At 53.3% G+C, this 19860-nt stretch carries 23 protein-coding genes; 10 read left to right on the top strand and 13 right to left on the bottom strand.

Annotated features, from left to right (window positions below):
* Nucleotides 1–31: 31 nt before the first annotated feature.
* Both cfa and punC read right to left on the bottom strand, forming a co-directional pair.
* Nucleotides 32–1180 carry a cyclopropane fatty acyl phospholipid synthase gene (gene cfa, locus ACFX4O_RS05915; RefSeq protein ID WP_380207732.1) on the bottom strand — a complete coding sequence of 383 codons (1149 nt, stop codon included), beginning with the start codon at nt 1178–1180 and terminating at the stop codon, nt 32–34.
* Nucleotides 1181–1482: 302 nt separating this feature from the next.
* Nucleotides 1483–2679, bottom strand: coding sequence for a purine nucleoside transporter PunC (gene punC / locus ACFX4O_RS05920; RefSeq protein ID WP_380207733.1), 1197 nt, complete (start codon nt 2677–2679; stop codon nt 1483–1485).
* Between the two features lie 111 nt (nt 2680–2790).
* Between punC and punR the strand changes: the two genes are divergently transcribed.
* On the top strand, nt 2791–3702 hold the full coding sequence (gene punR / locus ACFX4O_RS05925; protein ID WP_131412232.1) for a DNA-binding transcriptional activator PunR: 912 nt from the start codon (nt 2791–2793) through the stop codon (nt 3700–3702).
* Nucleotides 3703–3720: 18 nt separating this feature from the next.
* Here the strand turns inward: punR and purR are convergent, their stop codons facing one another.
* On the bottom strand, nt 3721–4746 hold the full coding sequence (gene purR / locus ACFX4O_RS05930) for an HTH-type transcriptional repressor PurR (RefSeq protein WP_131412234.1): 1026 nt from the start codon (nt 4744–4746) through the stop codon (nt 3721–3723).
* A 297-nt stretch (nt 4747–5043) separates the two neighbouring features.
* Between purR and ACFX4O_RS05935 the strand changes: the two genes are divergently transcribed.
* Together ACFX4O_RS05935 and ACFX4O_RS05940 are read left to right on the top strand one after the other, a co-directional pair.
* Nucleotides 5044–5133, top strand: a complete 90-nt coding sequence (locus tag ACFX4O_RS05935) for a YnhF family membrane protein (protein ID WP_090137008.1) — start codon at nt 5044–5046, stop codon at nt 5131–5133.
* A gap of 168 nt (nt 5134–5301) precedes the next feature.
* Entirely contained in the window at nt 5302–6471 is a 1170-nt protein-coding gene (locus ACFX4O_RS05940; protein WP_380207734.1) for an MFS transporter, read from the top strand.
* Nucleotides 6472–6525: 54 nt separating this feature from the next.
* On the opposite strand, the gene sodB is transcribed toward ACFX4O_RS05940, so the two are convergent.
* Entirely contained in the window at nt 6526–7107 is a 582-nt protein-coding gene (gene sodB / locus ACFX4O_RS05945) for a superoxide dismutase [Fe] (protein WP_380207735.1), read from the bottom strand.
* A gap of 124 nt (nt 7108–7231) precedes the next feature.
* Nucleotides 7232–8062 (bottom strand): C40 family peptidase, encoded by an 831-nt coding sequence (locus ACFX4O_RS05950; protein WP_380207736.1) that lies wholly within the window; start codon nt 8060–8062, stop codon nt 7232–7234.
* A gap of 339 nt (nt 8063–8401) precedes the next feature.
* On the opposite strand from ACFX4O_RS05950, the gene ACFX4O_RS05955 reads away from it, so the two are divergent.
* A complete protein-coding gene (locus ACFX4O_RS05955) occupies nt 8402–8746 on the top strand; it encodes a Grx4 family monothiol glutaredoxin (RefSeq protein ID WP_016496295.1) in 345 nt (114 codons plus the stop codon).
* A 38-nt stretch (nt 8747–8784) separates the two neighbouring features.
* On the opposite strand, the gene rnt is transcribed toward ACFX4O_RS05955, so the two are convergent.
* The 4 genes from rnt to ACFX4O_RS05975 all read right to left on the bottom strand — a co-directional run bounded on the left by rnt (nt 8785) and on the right by ACFX4O_RS05975 (nt 11781).
* Nucleotides 8785–9438, bottom strand: a complete 654-nt coding sequence (gene rnt, locus ACFX4O_RS05960; RefSeq protein ID WP_131412240.1) for a ribonuclease T — start codon at nt 9436–9438, stop codon at nt 8785–8787.
* 92 nt (nt 9439–9530) lie between these two features.
* Entirely contained in the window at nt 9531–9938 is a 408-nt protein-coding gene (gene gloA, locus ACFX4O_RS05965) for a lactoylglutathione lyase (protein WP_380207737.1), read from the bottom strand.
* A gap of 95 nt (nt 9939–10033) precedes the next feature.
* The gene (locus tag ACFX4O_RS05970; protein ID WP_380207738.1) at nt 10034–11128 is read right to left on the bottom strand and encodes an alkene reductase; all 1095 of its coding nucleotides are present in this window, start codon (nt 11126–11128) and stop codon (nt 10034–10036) included.
* A 56-nt stretch (nt 11129–11184) separates the two neighbouring features.
* Nucleotides 11185–11781: a TetR/AcrR family transcriptional regulator gene (locus tag ACFX4O_RS05975; RefSeq protein WP_380207739.1), complete on the bottom strand. Its 597-nt coding sequence runs from the start codon at nt 11779–11781 to the stop codon at nt 11185–11187.
* A 120-nt stretch (nt 11782–11901) separates the two neighbouring features.
* Between ACFX4O_RS05975 and ACFX4O_RS05980 the strand changes: the two genes are divergently transcribed.
* From ACFX4O_RS05980 to sodC, 3 genes are all read left to right on the top strand, one after another.
* Nucleotides 11902–12141, top strand: a complete 240-nt coding sequence (locus tag ACFX4O_RS05980) for a DUF1289 domain-containing protein (RefSeq protein ID WP_200551824.1) — start codon at nt 11902–11904, stop codon at nt 12139–12141.
* A gap of 49 nt (nt 12142–12190) precedes the next feature.
* Nucleotides 12191–13087: an aldo/keto reductase family oxidoreductase gene (locus ACFX4O_RS05985; RefSeq protein WP_380207740.1), complete on the top strand. Its 897-nt coding sequence runs from the start codon at nt 12191–12193 to the stop codon at nt 13085–13087.
* Nucleotides 13088–13164: 77 nt separating this feature from the next.
* Complete coding sequence (gene sodC / locus ACFX4O_RS05990) at nt 13165–13686, top strand: superoxide dismutase [Cu-Zn] SodC (RefSeq protein WP_131412250.1); 522 nt, start codon at nt 13165–13167, stop codon at nt 13684–13686.
* Here the strand turns inward: sodC and ACFX4O_RS05995 are convergent.
* From ACFX4O_RS05995 to ACFX4O_RS06005, 3 genes are read right to left on the bottom strand one after another with little or no spacing between them, the layout of a single operon-like run.
* Nucleotides 13679–15691: an FUSC family protein gene (locus tag ACFX4O_RS05995; RefSeq protein WP_380207741.1), complete on the bottom strand. Its 2013-nt coding sequence runs from the start codon at nt 15689–15691 to the stop codon at nt 13679–13681. The two genes, sodC and ACFX4O_RS05995, sit on opposite strands and share 8 nt — an antisense overlap.
* A complete protein-coding gene (locus ACFX4O_RS06000) occupies nt 15691–16551 on the bottom strand; it encodes an efflux RND transporter periplasmic adaptor subunit (RefSeq protein WP_380207742.1) in 861 nt (286 codons plus the stop codon). Before ACFX4O_RS06000 ends, ACFX4O_RS05995 begins: the two co-directional genes overlap by 1 nt.
* A gap of 2 nt (nt 16552–16553) precedes the next feature.
* Nucleotides 16554–16790, bottom strand: coding sequence for a DUF1656 domain-containing protein (locus tag ACFX4O_RS06005; RefSeq protein ID WP_380207743.1), 237 nt, complete (start codon nt 16788–16790; stop codon nt 16554–16556).
* Between the two features lie 199 nt (nt 16791–16989).
* Here ACFX4O_RS06005 and slyA point away from each other — a divergent pair, with 199 nt between their 5' ends.
* Nucleotides 16990–17430, top strand: a complete 441-nt coding sequence (slyA, locus tag ACFX4O_RS06010) for a transcriptional regulator SlyA (RefSeq protein WP_131412257.1) — start codon at nt 16990–16992, stop codon at nt 17428–17430.
* Between the two features lie 96 nt (nt 17431–17526).
* On the opposite strand, the gene slyB is transcribed toward slyA, so the two are convergent.
* Nucleotides 17527–17994, bottom strand: a complete 468-nt coding sequence (gene slyB / locus ACFX4O_RS06015; RefSeq protein WP_131412259.1) for an outer membrane lipoprotein SlyB — start codon at nt 17992–17994, stop codon at nt 17527–17529.
* Between the two features lie 283 nt (nt 17995–18277).
* On the opposite strand from slyB, the gene anmK reads away from it, so the two are divergent.
* Entirely contained in the window at nt 18278–19402 is a 1125-nt protein-coding gene (gene anmK, locus ACFX4O_RS06020) for an anhydro-N-acetylmuramic acid kinase (RefSeq protein ID WP_131412261.1), read from the top strand.
* Nucleotides 19403–19494: 92 nt separating this feature from the next.
* The gene (gene mliC / locus ACFX4O_RS06025; protein WP_131412263.1) at nt 19495–19815 is read left to right on the top strand and encodes a C-type lysozyme inhibitor; all 321 of its coding nucleotides are present in this window, start codon (nt 19495–19497) and stop codon (nt 19813–19815) included.
* Nucleotides 19816–19860 lie beyond the last annotated feature (45 nt).

Raw genomic sequence — 19860 nt, forward strand, 5'->3', positions numbered from 1 at the left:
AATAAACCCCGGCATGCCGGGGTTTATTTTTTTAACGCGCTACGCGTAATCCGTGTTCAATACCCCGGCTAAAAACCACCTGCCAGAGCTGAATATCGCGCGCACGAAACGCCCCTGCACAGGCATTGAGATAATAGCTGAACATCCGTTTAAAGCGTTCTGAGTAGTTGTCGGCGATTTCCGGCCAACTATTAAGAAAACGCTCATGCCACGCCATCAACGTACGGTCATAATCCGCGCCGAAATTGTGCCAGTCTTCCATCACAAAATGTGATTCGCTGGCATCCGCAATCTGTCGCACTGAAGGCAGGCAGCCATTCGGGAAAATGTAGCGGTTGATCCACGGATCAACACTGTGATCGGTACGTTTTGAGCCGATGGTGTGCAGTAAAAAAATGCCATCGGGTTTCAGGTTACGATCGACGACGCGGAAGTAGGTCGCGTAGTTTTTTGGCCCGACATGTTCAAACATGCCAACGGAGACAATGCGGTCAAATTGCTCGTCAAGGTCGCGATAATCCTGCAAGCGAATATCGACATCCAGCCCTTCGCAACGCTTCTGTGCCAGTTTTTGCTGCTCTGCAGAAATTGTCACACCCACCACGCTGACGCCGTAATTTTGCGCCATAAACTGCGCCAGTCCACCCCATCCACAGCCAATATCCAGCACGCGCATACCGGGTTTCAATTGCAGCTTGTCACCAATAAGCCGCAATTTTGCCCGTTGTGCGTCATCCAGCGTTTCAGCGTCTTTCCAGTAGGCGCAAGAGTATTGCATCTGCGGATCCAGCATGCGGGTAAACAGATCATTACCGAGATCGTAATGTTCTTTGCCCACAATCCAGGCCCTTTTTTTACTTTGCAGATTAAATAATCTTGCTCCGGCAATGCGGAGTGTGTCTTTGAGATGGTGTGGAAGTTGGTTTTCCAGCCCGGCGCGCAGGACTTTGGTAAAGAATATGTCCAGGCGGGCGCAATCCCACCAGCCGTCCATATAACTTTCGCCGAGTCCGAGCGAACCTTCTTGTAAAACACGTTTGAAAAAATCAGGGTTTTTCACCTGAATATCTGACGCTGCGGGACCGTTGACGCGGATACCTGCGCGACCCAGCAGTTCGTTTGCTATACGGAACCAATTGTCATCCCGTACGCTAACTTCTTCTATACACGATGAACTCATAACTTCTCCATCACTCGCAGTGATCAGAACCTTCAAACAGCGTAGACGCTTTTTCGGGCTTGTGAGAAATCTCACGGTTTTCACCGTGAGGCTGATATCCGACGTAGAACAGAGGAAGGGAGAGAACCCTTGCCGAAAGGCCTTCCATGGGTAAACGGGTACAATCCGGTACCCGTTAATGCATAATATTTATCGTATTTATGAAACAGCCGAAAATGAGTATAGGCTTCAATATCGGGTGATTCAATAAAAAGCAGGTAGCAAGCTAATCACTGTGTTATTGATAGTCGCTTGCGCAATTATCAATGCGATGAGGGAGCCACAACCTTTTTATCAGCCAGTTCATCCTGAGTACGGCGCTGTAGCCGATAGCCCAACGCGGCCAGTAACACCATTGACACCATAACACTGGTGGTGGTGAGCAGTGGCGTTGCGATTAGCCATGAGACGACCAGACTTGCCAGGAAACATAAACCCAGCTGTAGCGTATTCTGCAATGCGGCCGCGCGACCGGTTGCCTGCGGGAAAGGGCGCAGAGCCTGCGCGACCACGATAGGGTAAATCGCGCCGTTCGCCATTGCCATAAAGCAGAAGGGGATGAGCAGCGCGGTCAGCGAAACGTCCGGCATAAAACCGACGGCCCAGGTGGCGAGGACACTTAACGCGAAAGCCCCCAGCAGCCACGGCAGCAAACGAGAACCCTGCCATTTCTGCAACGCGGCACGGCAACCGTAACCGCCCACTAAAAAGGCGATGGTTTGCGGCACATAACTGAGGCCTATAACCGATGGGCCATAACCCATTTCATGCAGAATAAACGGCGAGCCGGTCAGCCAGGCGAAGAAGCTGGCAGAGCAGGCGGCATAGATAATTACGTTTCCGCGGTAGTATCGAGCGCGCAGCAGATCCATAAATGTTAGCGGTTGTTCGTGGTGTTCAATTTTCTTCGCCGGTGATTTCAGTCGCCATGCCGGGATCATCAGAATTAACGTAATCGCCAGTAAGGTGGCGAAAATGGCCTGCCAGTTGAAATGCGCAAGGATCCAGGCGCCAAGCAACGGTGCCAGCGCTGGCGTCAAACCCACGAGCGGCATAATGGTGGCGAAGATGCGATTGACGCGATGTGCAGGGTAGTTATCCGTCACCAGCGCCTGCCAGCTTACCGTGGCGGCGCAGACCCCCACGGCTTGCACAAAACGCAGCACCAGTAACAAGGTTGCATCGCGTACCCATAATGTTCCCAGACAGCCCAGCGCAAAAATCGCCAGCCCGGCCAGTAAAACCGGCTTGCGACCATAGCGATCTGATAGCGGCCCCCATACCAATTGCGCAATGGCAAAGCCCGCCAGAAACAGGCTTAAAGTTGCGCTAACCACCGCAGACGATGTGTGTAAATCTTGCTGTATCGCGCTGAAGGCGGGGAGGTACATATCAGTGGCTAAAAAGCCGAGCACGCTTAATCCCGCGAGCCAGACTAAAAATCCGTTGCCAGGTTGCATTAGGGGTTCTCTTTATTGCAGGTAATCAGGGCTGTCGAGTGTAAGGAGTGCATTAGCGCTTGTGAAACGCTAATATTTGCGTAGTGGTTTCAAAATTTTTGCAGGCAGATTATGTGGTCAGAATATTCGCTGGAAGTGGTTGATGCTGTAGCGCGTAATGGCAGTTTTAGCGGTGCGGCGCAGGAGTTACATCGTGTACCTTCTGCGGTGAGCTATACCGTGCGGCAGCTTGAAGAGTGGCTTGCCGTTCCGCTGTTTGAGCGCCGTCATCGGGATGTAGAACTTACGCCTGCCGGGGTCTGGTTTTTGAAAGAAGGGCGAGCTGTTATCAAAAAAATGCAGGTCACTCGTCAGCAGTGCCAGCAAATCGCCAATGGCTGGCGCGGGCAACTGGCGATTGCCGTCGACAACATTGTAAAACCTGAACGTACCCGGCAATTGATCGTCGATTTCTATCGCCATTTCAGTGATGTTGAGTTGCAGGTTTATCAGGAAGTCTTTAACGGAGTCTGGGATGCGCTTGCTGATGGGCGGGTTGAACTGGCGATTGGTGCAACGCAAGCAATCCCCGTCGGTGGACGTTATGCGTTTCGTGATATGGGAATGCTGAGCTGGAAATGTGTGGTTTCCAGCCGCCATCCGTTGGCGTCGATGGCAGGCCCGCTTAGCGACGACACCTTGCGCAACTGGCCTTCACTTATCCAGGAAGATACGTCCCGTTCGTTGCCGAAACGTATTACTTGGCTGCTGGATAATCAGAAACGCGTGATTGTCCCTGATTGGGCATCATCAGAGGCTTGCTTATCTGCAGGGTTATGCGTGGGAATGGTACCGGCACACTTTGCCCGCCCGCGCCTCGACAGTGGCGACTGGGTTGCGCTGACCCTGGAAAATCCCTTCCCGGATGCGGCGTGCTGTCTGACGTGGCAACAAAATGAGGCTTCCCCAGCGTTAAACTGGCTGCTGGAATATCTGGGGGATAGTGAAACGCTGAATGACGAGTGGTTACGGGAGCCGAATTAACGGCTCCGTCAGAAGCGGTTAGCGGCGGTAGTCGCGGAACGGGCCATCGGCCACGGAGCGGCGCTCAACCAGGCGCGGGTGCACTTCAATAGACTGTGACTCTTCGCGCTTGTTGACGATGCGATCAAGCAGCATGGTAAACGCCGTTTCCCCCAGCGAATCTTTCGGCTGGTGAATCGTGGTCAAGGCCGGGGTAAAGAAGCGTGAGTTGCGAACATTGTCATAACCAATCAGGGAAATATCCTGCGGTACGCGTAAACCCATTTCATCGGCAGCGCAAAGCGCGCCCATCGCCATAATGTCGCCGCCGCAAAAGACTGCGGTAGGGCGATGCGTTTGACCAAGGATTTGCTGCATTGCGCGATAGCCGGATTCCGGCTCGAAATCACCCTGTACTATCCAGTTTTCCGGCACAGTAATAAGGGCTTCTTCCATCGCTTTCATAAAGCCTGCCAGGCGGCCAGCACCCGTGTTACGCTCCAGAGGCCCGGGGATCACGCCAATATCGCGATGTCCACGATCGATAAGATAACGCCCGGCCATGTACCCGCCTTCAAAGGCGTTATCAATAACGGAATCAGTAAAGTCGGCCTTCGATTCGCCCCAGTCCATCACCACCATGGGAATATGACGGTACTCTTCCAGCATGCTCAATAGTGATTCCGGGTATTCGGAACACATCACCAGTAAACCATCGACGCGCTTTTGCGCCATCATCGACAGATAAGCGCCCTGTTTTTCCAGGCTATTCCAGGCATTGCCGAGGATTAAGGTGTAACCCTTCTGGAAGCACTTTTTCTCTATGGCTTCGATAATTTCGGCAAAATAGGCTGCTTCGCTGCTGGTTGCCAGCAAGCCGATCGATTTTGTGTGATTGACTTTCAGGCTGCGAGCGACGGCGCTGGGGGAATAGTGCAACTCTTTAATTGCCGCCCACACGGCGTTGCGTGTCTCTTCGGCGACGAAACGGGTTTTGTTGATTACATGTGATACGGTTGTAGTGGAAACGTTTGCTCGTTTCGCTACGTCTTTAATCGTTGCCATCAGATATCACTCCAGACCATATCATAAGCTCCTGATAATACTTTAGGTAAACGTTTGCCTTTAATCACCCTGTACCCATCAAAGGGGGTGCGGTACGCCGGGAAAACGACACGGGACGTCAGGAGGGGAGTCAATGGCCGGTACGCTAATAAATTTAGCGTCGAATTTTGTCTGATCTTGAGCAAAAGGGGAAGTATTAAAACGTTTCTCCTGTGAATTCCCGCAAGATTTTTAAGATAATTTGTGCAAAAATGCGTTATCTCACTTTTTGTGGGGAAATTAAAAAGGGGAAAATTGATGAGCACCGATCTGAAGTATTCTTTAGTTACTACCGTCATCGTTCTGAGCCTGATTGTTTTCGGCGGCCTGACTGCTGCACTGCATTGATCTATCGCGAGGGAGAGCCTTCTCCCTCGTTTTTCTTCCCCCCGCTATTGTTATCACTTCTGCAATAATCTTTTGTCATTCTGCTAACTTCTGTTTTTTGTGATTGCTGTCATACTTTTGACTTCAGCGACAGGGTCGCAAGTCGGCATGTCTTTTTTGGAGTGACAGATGAAAATTAATTTCCCTTTGCTTGCCCTGGCGATTGGCGCCTTCGGCATTGGTACCACCGAGTTTTCCCCGATGGGATTACTGCCGGTTATTGCCCGCGGCGTTGACGTCTCTATTCCGGCGGCGGGGATGCTGATTAGCGCTTATGCTATCGGTGTGATGGTCGGTGCGCCGTTGATGACGCTGTTGCTGTCGCACCGTGGCAGACGCAACGCGCTGATCTTTTTGATGGCGATTTTTACGCTCGGTAACGTGCTATCGGCGATTGCACCGGATTACACCACATTAATGCTGGCGCGTATCGTCACCAGCCTGAACCATGGTGCTTTCTTTGGTCTTGGCTCGGTGGTGGCAGCAAGCGTTGTCGCGAAAGAGAAGCAGGCTAGCGCGGTGGCGACCATGTTCATGGGACTGACCATTGCTAACATTGGCGGTGTACCTGCCGCAACATGGCTGGGTGAAACCATTGGCTGGCGTATGTCGTTTATGGCCACCGCCGGGCTGGGTGTGATTGCCATGGCGAGCCTGTTCTTTTCGCTGCCGAAAGGTGGGGCAGGTGAGCGCCCGGATGTACGTAAAGAGCTTTCGGTGCTGGTACGCCCACAAGTGTTGTCTGCGCTGCTGACGACTGTGCTCGGCGCAGGTGCCATGTTCACGCTGTATACCTATATTGCGCCGGTGCTGCACACCATTACCGATGCCACTCCCGTCTTTGTGACTGCGATGCTGGTGTTGATTGGTGTTGGCTTCTCCATTGGTAACTATCTCGGTGGCAAACTGGCGGATCGCTCGGTCACCGGCACGCTGAAAGGTTTTTTGATCTTGCTGATTGCTATCATGCTGGCGATCCCGTTCCTGGCGCGCAGCGAAGTGGGCGCGGCCATTAGTATGGTGGTATGGGGGGCGGCGACGTTTGCGGTGGTTCCGCCGTTGCAGATGCGCGTAATGCGAGTTGCACACGAAGCACCTGGGCTTTCATCGTCGGTCAATATCGGTGCCTTTAACCTCGGTAACGCGCTGGGCGCGGCAGCCGGTGGGGCAGTGATTTCCGGTGGGCTGGGTTATGATTTCGTACCGGTCATGGGCGCGATTATTGCCGGGCTGGGCCTGCTGGTGGTGCTGTTCTCTGGCCGCTCACAGCCAGAACGTGCTTATGCCGCAGCAGAATAAATAGCAGAAATGCAAAAAAGGAGGGGCAAGCCCCTCCTTTGCTTTATGCCACGTTTATGCAGCGAAATTTTTGGCAACGAATGACCAGTTTACCAGCGCCCAGAAATGTTCGAGGTAGTTCGGACGCGCATTACGGTAATCGATGTAGTACGCATGTTCCCACACATCGACGGTTAACAGCGGGGTTGCATCGCTAGTCAGCGGAGTGCCCGCATTAGACGTTGAAACGATGGCCAATGCGCCATCCGCTTTTTTCACCAACCACGTCCAGCCCGCACCGAAGTTTTTCACTGCAGAATCGGTGAATTGCGCTTTGAATTCGGCAAAGCTGCCGAAGGATTTGGCGATAGCTGCCGCCAGCTCGCCAGTTGGTTCGCCACCGGCATTCGGCGCCAGGCAGTTCCAGTAGAAAGTATGATTCCAGACTTGGGCGGCGTTATTGAATACGCCGCCTTCGCTGCTTTTTACGATCTCTTCCAGCGTTTTGCCTTCGAAAGTGCTGCCTTTGATCAAATTGTTGAGATTGGTGACATACGTTTGATGATGTTTGCCATAGTGGTATTCCAGCGTTTCGGCTGAGATATGCGGCGCCAGGGCGTCTTTTGCATACGGTAATGCAGGTAATTCAAACGACATTGCTATTCTCCTTTCATTATTTTAATGACACCCAATAGCCCTATTGGGTGTGCGGGTTAGGGTAGCAAATCGAAAGGTCAGACAAAAGAGGGAGTTACCTGCCGCAGGTGCGGCAGGTGAGGGATTAGCGAATGGTTTTCGGCGTTACAACGCGACGCGCGCCAACATAATGACGTTGCCAGTAATCTTCACTCAGTGACGTAACCTGAATATCCTGACCGCTACGCGGAGACTGAATGAATTTACCATTGCCAACATACACGCCTACGTGATCGGCTGTACCACGGCCCTGGGTGCGGAAAAACACCAGATCGCCGCTCTCGAGCTCCGCCACATTCACCGGCGAAGCATCGCGCAGGTGATACATTTCATTGGCGGTACGCGGAATACGGAACTTCACCAGATCCTTATACGCGTAATAGACCAGGCCACTGCAATCGAAACCGGTGGTCGGCGAGGTGCCGCCCCAGTGATAAGGCTTGCCAATCTGATTCATCAGCTTGGACATAGCAGTTTTTTGTGCTTTTTGAATACGAACTTTATGCACATCGGCGATGGCGTTAGTGCTTTTGACTTTCACACAGTGCGGTTTGTGGCCTTTGCGCGGCGTACATTTTTCAGTCCAGGTGACGGCGGTGGTTTTCAACGGGCTGGATGCATTACGACGCGAGGTGATTTTGCTGGCTTTTTTGCTGGTGGAAACTTTTTTGTTTGCCGGAGTTTTTTTGCTCTCCGTTGTTTTTTTGCTGGTAGTTTTTTCTGCCGGACTGCGACTGTTTTTCTTTGATGTCTTTTGTGATGTATTTTTTTTCTTACGTTCGGATGCTTTCGCCAGATGCGCTTTTTGCACGGCCGACGCTCGTGCCTGTTCAGAGGCACTCGCCAATGGCGTGAAAGAAAGCGTGGTGAACAACAAAGCACAGAGCGTGATTGAAGCTTTTGGTATCCGCGCCACTGAGCAATCCCCTGTTAGGGCAAGCATTTAATATGCCTGCGAATGGTTTTTTAAAACTCGTCGATTCTAATCCATAAAAAGCCCAAAAGTTAATACTGTTTTTGCATCTATAGCTGCGTTTCGTTAACAAGCGCAAAAAAAAGCAGCAAAACGTTTCTATGTGCTCAAGAGTTAGGCAGCAAGCGGGACGGCGAGTTGAGTTAAGTCATATTTCTAAGGCAACTTTTGCCGACAGACGATAAAATCATGAACGGTGAACAAAATGTTATTTTCCGATGCCCCTCTGAACCGTTACAATGGCGAACATCTGCCGTAGAAGAAGTTGAAGGAAGCAAGACAATGAGCACAACACTTGAAAAAATCCAGCGCCAGATCGCTGAAAACCCGATTCTGCTGTATATGAAAGGCTCTCCGAAGCTACCAAGCTGCGGTTTCTCCGCCCAGGCGGTGCAAGCGCTTTCTGCATGCGGTGAACGTTTTGCCTATGTAGACATTCTGCAAAACCCGGATATTCGTGCAGAACTGCCGAAATACGCTAACTGGCCAACCTTCCCGCAGCTGTGGGTTGAAGGTGAACTGGTCGGCGGCTGCGATATCGTCATCGAAATGTATCAGCGCGGTGAACTGCAGACGCTTATCAAAGAAGCGGCGGCAAAGCATAAAGACGAGCCGAGCGCAGAATAATTTCTGCTAATAAAAAAGCGACCTGACGGTCGCTTTTTTTATGCCTGATTTTCATCCGCTATGGGCAGCGGCCAGCCGCCGAGACGCTTCCAGCGGTTGACGATTTCACAAAATAGCAGGGCGGTTTGCTCGGTATCATACAGCGCGGAGTGCGCCTGAGAGGCATCAAACGCAATACCAGCGGTGGCACACGCTTTCGACAGCACTGTCTGCCCGAGCGCGAGCCCGCTTAAGGACGCAGTATCGAAAGTCACAAACGGGTGGAATGGGTTGCGTTTTAGCGAAGCGCGTTCCGCAGCGGCCATCATAAAACTGTGATCGAACGTTGCGTTATGCGCCACCATGATTGCGCGATTACAGCCCTGATCTTTAATGCCTTTGCGCACCATTTTAAAAATGGCATGCAGCGCGTCATGTTCACTCACCGCGCCACGCAGCGGGTTGTTCGGATCAATGCCGTTAAAGGCCAGCGCTTCGGGTTGCAGATTCGCGCCTTCGAAAGGCTCAACGTGGAAATGCAGCGTGCTGTCGGGCATAAGCCAGCCTTGCTCATCCATTTTCAGCGTAATGGCGGCGACTTCCAGCAGTGCGTCGGTTTTCGCATTAAACCCGGCGGTTTCAACATCGATTACCACAGGGTAAAAACCGCGAAAACGGTCGCACAGACCAGTCAGTTGAGCGTTATCGGACATCAGGATCTCTTGATACGGGAAAATGGCAGCGCATTATGGCAAATTTTACGAAGGGATGTAAAACAGCGGGCGCAAACCGCGCCCGGTGGGGATCAGTTACCCAGGCCGTTACCGGCGTCTTTCTCTTCGATTAGCTCGATTTTGTAACCGTCCGGATCTTCAACAAAGGCGATAACCGTGGTTCCACCTTTTACCGGACCCGCTTCACGCGTGACATTACCACTGTTGTTGCGGATAGCTTCGCAAGCTTGCGCCGCGTTTTCCACGCTCAGCGCGATATGACCATAAGCATTGCCCAGATCGTAGCTTTCCACGCCCCAGTTGTAGGTCAGTTCAATCACCGCTTCTTCGCTTTCCGGGCCGTAGCCAACGAAAGCCAGCGAATATTTATATTCCGGGTTTTCACTGGTACGCAGCAGCTTCATGCCCAGCACGGTAGTATAAAATTCGATGGAGCGTTGCAGGTTGCCGACGCGCAGCATGGTGTGAAGTAAGCGCATAATATCCTCTTTTATGAATGTGTTAACGTTCCGAATAGAAACACAGTTTTAGTATAGCGGCGCAGGCCCGCCGCTATCAATCAACAATCAGAGGATCACAGAGAAGGGTAGTCGGTGTAACCTTCCGCGCCGCCGCCATAGAAGCTTTCCGGGCGCTGTGGGTTCAGTTCCGCTTTCAGTTGCAGACGTTTCACCAGATCCGGGTTGGCGATATAGGCGCGGCCAAAGGCTACCGCATCAATCAGACCTTTCTCGATCAACTCTTCTGCTTTTTCCGGAGTATAGGCACCAGCGCCAATGATCGGGCCGTGGAAACGTGCGCGTACTTTTTCACGGAAAGCGTCGGTGTACGGTTCGCCACCTGCCCAGTCCGGCTCTGACATATGCAGGTAAGCAATGCCACGCTTGCCCAGTTCTTCAATCAGATACAACGCATCGGCTTCCTCGTTCGGGCCGTTATCCATGTTCTGGAAAGAGCCGATAGGGGACACGCGAATACCAATGCGCTCTGCATCCCACTCTTTGCTCACCGCGTCGACCACTTCCAGTACCAGGCGCGCGCGATTTTCCACGCTGCCGCCGTACTGATCGGTACGCTGGTTGGCGGACGGTGAAAGGAACTGGTGCAACAGATAGCCATGAGCCGAGTGCAGCTCAACCAGGTCAAACCCGGCATCGCGCGCATTGGCTACAGCCTGGCGGAAGTCATTAACAATACCCGGTATTTCGTCGATTTCCAGCGCGCGCGGCGTGGATGTGTCTTCACGCGTGGCGTTGCCGTTGGCATCACGCAGAGAGGTGCGAGTGCCTGCGTTGGTGGCCGACGGTGCGACCGGCGCTGCTCCGCCCGGTTGCAGACTGCTGTGTGAGATACGACCGGTGTGCCACAGTTGTACGGCAATACGGCCGTTTTCGCGATGAACCGCATCGGTGATTTTCTGCCATGCCGCGATTTGCTCCGCGCTGTGCAGACCCGGTGCGCCGGCATAGCCTTTCGCCTGGGCGGAGATTTGCGTGGCTTCGCTGATAATCAGGCCCGAGCTGGCGCGTTGACGATAATATTCCGCCATCAACGGCGTGGGAATATCACCCGGTTCGATGCTGCGCAGTCGCGTCAACGGAGCCATAAAAACGCGGTTTGGAACGGTAACTGCGCCCACTTTCAGCGGCGTAAATAATTTACTGGACATAACAACTCCTGAATAGACCGGTCGACTAGTAAAAAGTGAAATAAAAATGCCTGCTATCAGACAGGCGTTGCGATGATGTTCTTTGCGTGTGCCAGCGCGCTTTCCAGCGGCAGGGCACTTCGCGAAATTTTGGCCTGCAAATTGGCACCTAACCACAGGGAGTACAACACTTGCGCCTGCGTTAGTGGTTCGCCCTGAAACGTTAAGCTGCGATCGTTACGCCCTTTTTCCAGCGTATCCGCGAGCAGAGCGATAACGCCGCGCGCGCCTTTGTCCATTGCTGAACGCATATCTTCCGACAGATCGCACACTTCAGCCGACAGTTTCACTGTCAGGCAGCCGCTAATAATTCCCTGTTGGCTAAACTGCCGGAGCGTCTCCTGATAATACGCCAGTAGTCTGTCGCGGTAATTTCCCGGTCCGCTGGCAAAATGGGTCGCCAGTCGCTGGTGATAACCTGCGTAGTGACGCTCAAGTAACGCCACGCCGAATGCCTCTTTGGAGCGAAAATAGTGGTAAAAAGATCCTTTTGGCACTTCCGCCGTTTTCAGCAATTCGCTCAGGCCCATACCGGTAAACCCGCGATGCATGCAAAGCTGCTCGCCGGTCGCCAGTAAATGTTCGCGCGTGTCGTGTTCGGTATTTCTGCTCATCGCGCCACTCTACTAGACCGATCGGTCTGGTGCAAGTGGCAAACAATGCGCTTTTCACCTTGCACGTTGCCGACAGGCAGTCTTCAATAAAAGGAACTGCCTGTTTTAACGGAGACAACTGTGCCAGAACAACTGGAGTTTTTCCCCGTCCAGAGCCCGTGCCGCGGTATTTGCCAGTCGGATGAGCGTGGCTTTTGTCGTGGCTGCATGCGTAGCCGCGATGAACGTTTTAACTGGCAAAAGATGACCGATACACAAAAGCAGGAGGTGCTGCGCTTGTGCCGCCAGCGCTTGCAGCGCAAAATGCGCGCAAACAAAGCGTCTCCTGCGGAAGAACCTCAGCAACCTTCACTGTTTTAATAGCGAAAATGCGTATACTCGAAGGCAAATTACCTTCGAGGAAATCATTATGGTTCAACGTATTGCCCTCGCGCCGCAAGGCCCGGAATTCTCCCGTTTTGTGATGGGCTACTGGCGTTTAATGGACTGGAACATGTCCCCGCAACAGCTGGTTAGCTTTATCGAATCTCATCTTGATCTTGGTGTTACCACGGTTGATCACGCGGATATCTATGGCGGTTATCAGTGTGAAGCCGCATTTGGCGAGGCGCTGAAACTCGCTCCACATCTGCGTGCCCGCATGGAGATTGTCAGCAAATGCGGGATTGCCACCACCGCAAAACCGGAACATGCGCTGGGTCATTACATTACTGAGCGCGACCACATCATTCGCAGTGCCGAGCAGTCGCTGGTGAATCTTGCCACCGATCACCTTGATTTATTACTGATCCACCGTCCCGATCCGTTGATGGACGCCGATGAGGTGGCGGAAGCTTTTCTGCATTTGCATCAGAGCGGAAAAGTACACCATTTTGGCGTTTCTAACTTCACACCGGCTCAGTTCTCACTGTTGCAGTCACGCCTGCCGTTTACGCTGGCGACCAACCAGGTCGAGATCTCGCCAGTACACCAGCCCCTACTGCTGGATGGCACGCTGGATCAACTGCAACAGTTGCGTATTCGCCCGATGGCATGGTCATGTCTCGGCGGCGGGCGTCTGTTTAACGATGCGGCGTTCCAACCGCTGCGTGATGAACTGGCGCGCGTTGCGCTGGAATTGAATGCTGAAACCATCGAACAGGTGGTCTATGCCTGGGTGATGCGTCTGCCGTCTGCGCCACTGCCGATTATTGGCTCGGGTAAAATTGAGCGCGTACGTTCAGCGCTGGGAGCATTGAACCTACAGATGACGCGCCAGCAGTGGTTCCGTATTCGCAAAGCGGCACTCGGTTACGACGTTCCATAACGCAGGCAAATGACCTCCCGGTGAAATCTGCCATCCTGGTTTAAACTTACAGGGCAAAACATACCAAAGGAGGTCATATGAAGCGTTTTAGTCTGGCTGTGCTGGCGCTCGTTGTTTGCGCCGGGGCGCAAGCCGCCAGTGAAGAAGTGGAAATGAACCTGGTCACTGCGCAAGGCGTTGGGCAGTCTGTTGGTAGTGTAAAAATCAGCGAAACCGATAAAGGGCTGGAATTTGCGCCAGACCTGAAAGCCCTGCCGCCCGGCGAGCATGGTTTTCACGTCCATGCCAAAGGCAGTTGCCAGCCTGCTATTAAAGAGGGGAAAGCCTCTGCGGCTGAAGCGGCAGGAGGGCATCTCGATCCGCAACACACCGGCAAGCATGAAGGGCCAGAGGGCGCAGGACATTTAGGCGACCTGCCAGTGCTGGTCGTCAACAACGACGGAAAAGCGACCGACCCGGTGGTGGCTCCGCGTCTGAAAAAACTCTCGGACGTGAAAGGCAAAGCGCTGATGGTGCACGTTGGCGGCGATAATATGTCCGATCAACCGAAACCGCTCGGCGGTGGCGGTGCACGTTACGCTTGTGGCGTGATCAAGTAAGCGTCCCGGCTGCCGGGGCTTGCTCCAGTTGCGAGAGCGCGCAATATAAGCGCCAGACAACCGAAGCCAGTTCTCGCGCGGCAGGCTGGTGATGTTTACCCAGCACCGCGCTAATCCGCTGTAGCTCTGCCAGCGTGGCAGAAAGCGTTCGTTGCTGGACGCCACGCTCACTCATCACATCCCGCAATAAAACAATGCATAACTCGCGGACTTTGGCGAGAGGATCCGAACGGATTTCCCAACTGCGTAGCTGCCAGACAACATGTGAACAATTCAACAACACAACGCCCCAGCGCAGCAGCCAGCGCCGCGCTGGGGCGTCCTGGCTATGACTTAACTGGCTAATGTGATGGTAGACGACTGACTCAAACTCATGCTCACTCAACTGCGGCAGGCGGCTGAGTTGATCAACAAAACTGCGGCGCAGCGTGCGAATGTGGCGCCGGCTTTTGCGGGCATCCGAACCGGGGCGTAACACGGCGAAAGCAAGCCACGCTAGCGCAACGCCTAAGATCTTCGCCAGATTGTCATTTAAGAAATCAGCAAAGTCATAAACCGGTGGATTGGTCACTGCGATAAATGAGCCCATAAAAACAATCAATTGCCCCCACAACCCGGCCAGTTTTGGCATTTGCAGTTTCAACAATTGTAGGGTGGTTAACAGCGGGAACAAAAACAGCAGAAACACCACCAGCTCGCTGATTTGCACCATCAGGCCGAATTTCACTATAAAGCTGAACAGCGACAGCAATATCAAGGTGCGCAGCAGCAGCGTCAGGGAGTTAAACGGCGCGGGCGAGACGGAGTAGAGCACACAGCTGATAGCCGCCAGCGTCAGCGCCGCCGAACCCGATTCCCACTGCGTATTGATGCTCCATGCGCCGACCAGACTCAGTGCGCAAAAAGTGCGAATGCCGCTCCACAGCGCTTCGGCATTATCCGTATAACGCATCAACCCCGGGCTTCTCGTCGGCGTATAGCTGCTGACCGGCGAAGCATTCTCCACGCGTGCCAGCCAGCGGCTACTGGTGAGGTATAAACAGCAAAAGTAGCGTAACCGCTGCCAGAATGCGTGGTGCCGATAATCGCCGCTTATTCCGGGCGCGAGCGGGGCAATAATACGCGCGACGGTAAGCGCATCCGTGCGCGGGTGAGCAAGCGCGGCAAGCAATTGTTCGAGAACCGGGCGCACATTTTCCGGGGCGTCGGGCCAGTTCAGTAGCATTCTGCGCAGGCTTGAGATCACACTGGTCATGCGCAACTGCTGGTGCAGTAACCAAGTAAGCAAACTGTTTTGCCGCCGGAAACGGTAATGGCTCCAGAACGCCTGAATTCGCAGTAAATTGGTCGTGAGGATCTGGCCGATAACGCTCTCATGTGCGGTACGGATTGCGTCTGTGGTTTCTGGTTGCCACAGGAGGCTTGCATGTTCCAGCAACCGCGCATGCATTCTTTTCAATGCCGACAGCAGGGTTGTACCGTCCGCGTTACCGGGCAGGATCATCATCATCATGCCGCCGCACAAAATTCCCAGAATCACTTCGCATACGCGTGCCTGAGCAATGTCCCACAGCTCGGCAATATCGGTCACATCGACCATTGCGAAAGCGATAATCGCGGCGGTATAACCTGCCAGTTGAAAGGCATAAGCGACATTATTGGTGAACTGCGCGCAAGCCCAGGTACAAAGGCCAATCCAGGCAGCCATAGCAAACAGAAACAGCCACGGATCGTTGAGTGTCTGCCCGGCAATGATCAGCGCCGCGCTGGCCCCAAGCAGGCTCCCGGCAATACGGCCGAGGCTTTTACTGATCACGCCGCCGACAGTGGGGAAGCTGACGACGGCGGCGGATGTCATGGCCCAGTATGGTTCATCGAGATTGAGATAATAAGCCACCGTGAGTGCCAGACACATAGCGACGCCGTTGCGCAGCGCATAGCGCCACTGCCCGGTAGAGGCTTTCACCCACGGCAGATTTTGCCAGAGCCAGACCGGCAATTTCATTACTGCCCGCCAATCGCCACGGTGCAAGTGGTACCGGAAATCAGCGTCAGCCCGGCGGGCAGATTATCAAACTGAATACGTACCGGCACACGCTGCGCCAGCCGTACCCACGGCACGTTCGGTTTGATATCGGCAACCAAACCGCTGTCAGTTTCGATACTTTGATCATAGATAGCGCGACCAATACTTGAGACGTGACCCTGTAACGTAATGTCTCCACTATAAAGCACAATTTTCGCTGTTGCCCCTTCATGGATATGACGCAATTTGGTCTCTTCGAAGTAACCCATCACATAAAAAGAATGGCTGTCTACCAGCGCGAAAACTGGTTGCCCGGCGGTGGCGTAATTCCCGGTGCGGGTGGAAAGGTTCGTGATCCAGCCGTCCACTGGTGCCCTAACCTGAGTTTGTGCCAATTGCCATTGTGCCTGTGCAAGTTGCGCCTGCGCCGCCGCAACACTTGCCTGAGCGGCTTTAACACTAATATTGGCAGTATCGAGATCTTCTGCGGAGATGTAGTTTTGTGAGAGATGGCGACGGCGAGTGGCTTCGTTATTCGCTTTCGCCAGATCGGTTTGCGTACGAGCCAGTTGGGCCTCGGCGTTTAGTTCAGCAATGTGATAAGGCGTATCGTCGAGACGAAATAGCAGATCACCTGCCTTAACAAACTGGTTATCTTTTACCTTCAATTCGGTGATGCTGCCTGAGACTTGCGGCGTAATACTGACTTGCTCAGCGCGGATTTTACCGTCACGCGTCCAGGGGGATTGCATATAAAAGTTCCACATCCACCAGGCCGCGACAATCGCCACTGCCAGCACCAATAGAGTGGAGAAATATTTCAGGGATTTCAGGCGCATAATTACCACACCATTAGCAAGCCGAGGGCGAGGCTCAGCGCAATAACAAACAAGGAGAGATCCATCAGGATGGGGTGCCAGATATCACCCGCATAAATCCACCCGCGCAACAGGCGGTGAGCGATAAGCCAGAACAGAAAGCCCAGCATGACCACTTTAAATACGGGAGGGAAATAGACCGATGCGCCAAAAATCAGGTCTTGCAGGGGTAAGTTCGGGAAACTTGAGTTCAACTTCACACTTTGTGTCCTGTGCAACCTAACGGATCGCCAGATTGGTGATTATCATTAGATAAGTGCCAATCACTGCGTGTTGCTAAGGCAGGTGGAATCTCAACGTAAGCCCCGGCGAGAACCGCAATACATTTGTTTTACCAATATAAATACTGCAAACTATTCTAAAATGAGTATAATAACTTAGCAAGCTAATTATAAGGAGATGAAATTGGAATCGCCATTAGGTTCTGATCTGGCACGCTTAGTGCGCGTCTGGCGCGCTTTGATTGACCATCGCCTAAAACCTCTGGAATTAACGCAGACTCACTGGGTAACGCTGCATAATATTCATCAGCTGCCGCCCGAACAGTCGCAAATTCAACTGGCAAAAGCGATTGGCATTGAGCAGCCTTCGCTGGTGCGTACGCTGGATCAACTGGAAGAGAAAGGCCTTATTTCTCGCCAGACCTGCGCCAACGATCGCCGGGCAAAGCGGATCAAATTGACAGAAAAAGCGGACCCAATCATTGAAGAGATGGAGACGGTTATTCGTAAAACTCGGGGGGAAATACTTTCCGGGATCTCTGCGGAAGAACTCGATCTGTTGATTAAAATGATTGGCCGGCTGGAACAAAATATCAATGAGCTTCAGTCGCGAGACTGACCAGCAAAGCCTTGCATTCGCAAGGCTTTTTTACATCAACATTCAGTATCGGCAATAAGAAAGGGCGGCCACTGGCGTGACCACCCGATGCGGGAATTAACGCGGGGAAACGGTAATCTGACGACCGTTGCTTGCCATTACGACGCGCTGACCTGCGGAGAAACGGGTGTTGCCCTGTTTCTGTACGACCATAATGGTGTTGCCATCATCTTTACGAATTTCCAGCTCAACGCCTTGCGTTTTATTCAGTGAACCCTGGACGGATTGCCCTGCAACGCCACCGGCTACTGCGCCTGCTGCGGTGGCCAGAGAACGGCCCGTACCGCCACCAACGGTATTGCCAAGGAAACCACCCAGCACTGCACCGCCAAGCGCGCCGATGACATTGTTATCGTCGCCGCCCTGAATCTGTACCGGACGGACGTTAACAATGGTGCCGTAAGTGACATTCTGCACCTGTTTAGCTTCGGATGCAGAGTAAACATCACCGGAAAGCGTGTCGTTATTCACGCAGCCAGCCAAAGAAAAACCAATCAGCGAAACTGCCAGTGCACGTAACATCATTTATGAGTCTCCTGTTCACCATGAAACGCCCTTGTGGGCATCCAACATGGTTAAATTATATGGCATTTTAGCAACACCAGGTCATATCTTCTGCCAAATCCCGGTGAAAATAATAATCAAAGCGAGTTTAACCAGATTTAAACGAAGCGATTATAAGCGCAGCCCGGCGCAATTTCACTTAACGGAAATCCAGCCGATTGTTAAAAAGTGTTTGCAGCCGATGGCGTTAACCCCCGCTTTATGGTGGAGTGGTGCTCTTCTGTCACGCATTAAAGGAAGGCGTATGAAATCGGGTCGCTACATTGGGGTGATGTCTGGAACAAGTCTGGATGGGGTTGATGTGGTGCTGGCGGCAATCGATGAAACCATGGTCGCGCAGCAAGCGAGTCTGACGTTTCCCATTCCGTTGCCGTTAAAAGAGGCGATTCTCGGTATTTGTCAGGGTCAGCAACTCACGCTTTCGCAACTGGGGCGGCTGGACACCCAGCTGGGCAAATTGTTTGCCGACGCGGTGCTGGCGTTAATGGACCGAGAGCAACTCCGCCCGGAAGATATCGTCGCAATTGGCTGTCACGGGCAAACCGTCTGGCATGAGCCGACAGGCATTGCGCCGCATACTCTGCAGATTGGTGATAATAACCAAATCGCGGCGCGTACGGGGGTGACGGTGGTCGGTGACTTTCGCCGCCGTGATATCGCGCTTGGCGGGCAGGGCGCGCCGCTGGTGCCTGCCTTTCACCATGCACTGCTGGCGCACCCGGTAGAACGGCGCATGGTGCTCAACATTGGTGGCATCGCCAATTTATCGCTTCTGATCCCCGGCCAGCCAGTCAGAGGTTACGACACCGGGCCGGGCAACATGCTCATGGACGCGTGGATTTGGCGGCAAAAAGGCAAACCCTACGACAAAGATGCGCAGTGGGCGAGCGAAGGCAAAGTGGTGCTGCCGCTACTGCAAAACATGCTAAGTGATGCCTACTTTGCCACGCCCGCACCGAAAAGCACCGGCCGTGAATATTTCAATTACAGCTGGCTAGAACGCCATCTTTCGCACTTTCCGGGTTTAAGCGCCAGCGATGTGCAGGCGACGCTGGCTGAATTAACGGCAGTGACGATATCCGAGCAGGTGCTGCTCAGTGGCGGTTGTGAACGCTTGCTGGTCTGCGGCGGTGGGTGTCGCAATCCGTTGGTTATGGCGCGTCTGGCGGGGCTGCTGCCAGGTACAGAAGTCACTACCACCGATGAAGCCGGTATCAGCGGCGACGACATGGAGGCGCTGGCGTTCGCCTGGCTTGCGTGGCGAACTCTGGCCGGGCTGCCGGGCAATCTGCCATCCGTCACTGGCGCTTCTGCGGCTTCGGTGCTCGGCGCGATTTTCCCTGCTAACCCGCGGCAGAATCAGAGTTAACCGCATTTCACTTTAGTTGCACCGGGCTAGACTGACCAGGCTTAGGGAGGGCGTTTCGCCCTCCGTGACCAGGACCGTCCCGGGAATACTCTATGAAAAAAATACTTATCGTCTGCCTGCCCGCACTGCTTGCCGGATGCAGCTATTACAACCAGTTTGTAGAACGCATGCATACCGATACGCTGGTTTACCAGTGTGAGGAAAAACCGCTCACCGTAAAAATGAATAACACCCGTCAGCAGGCGAGTTTTGTCTGGGATGATAAATTGCTGACCTTACAGCAAGGGCTTTCTGCCTCTGGCTCGCGCTACACCGATGGCGTCTACGTTTTCTGGTCGAAGGGTGAGAGTGCCACCGTCTACAAACGCGATCGCATCGTGTTGAATAATTGCCAGCTTATTCCACAGCGTTGAGATTTTTACAGGGGGGCGCATAATAGCCCCACCTGATGATTACTT

It is taken from the genome of Kosakonia sp. YIM B13571, assembly GCF_042788095.1.
Classification (GTDB): domain Bacteria; phylum Pseudomonadota; class Gammaproteobacteria; order Enterobacterales; family Enterobacteriaceae; genus Kosakonia; species Kosakonia quasisacchari.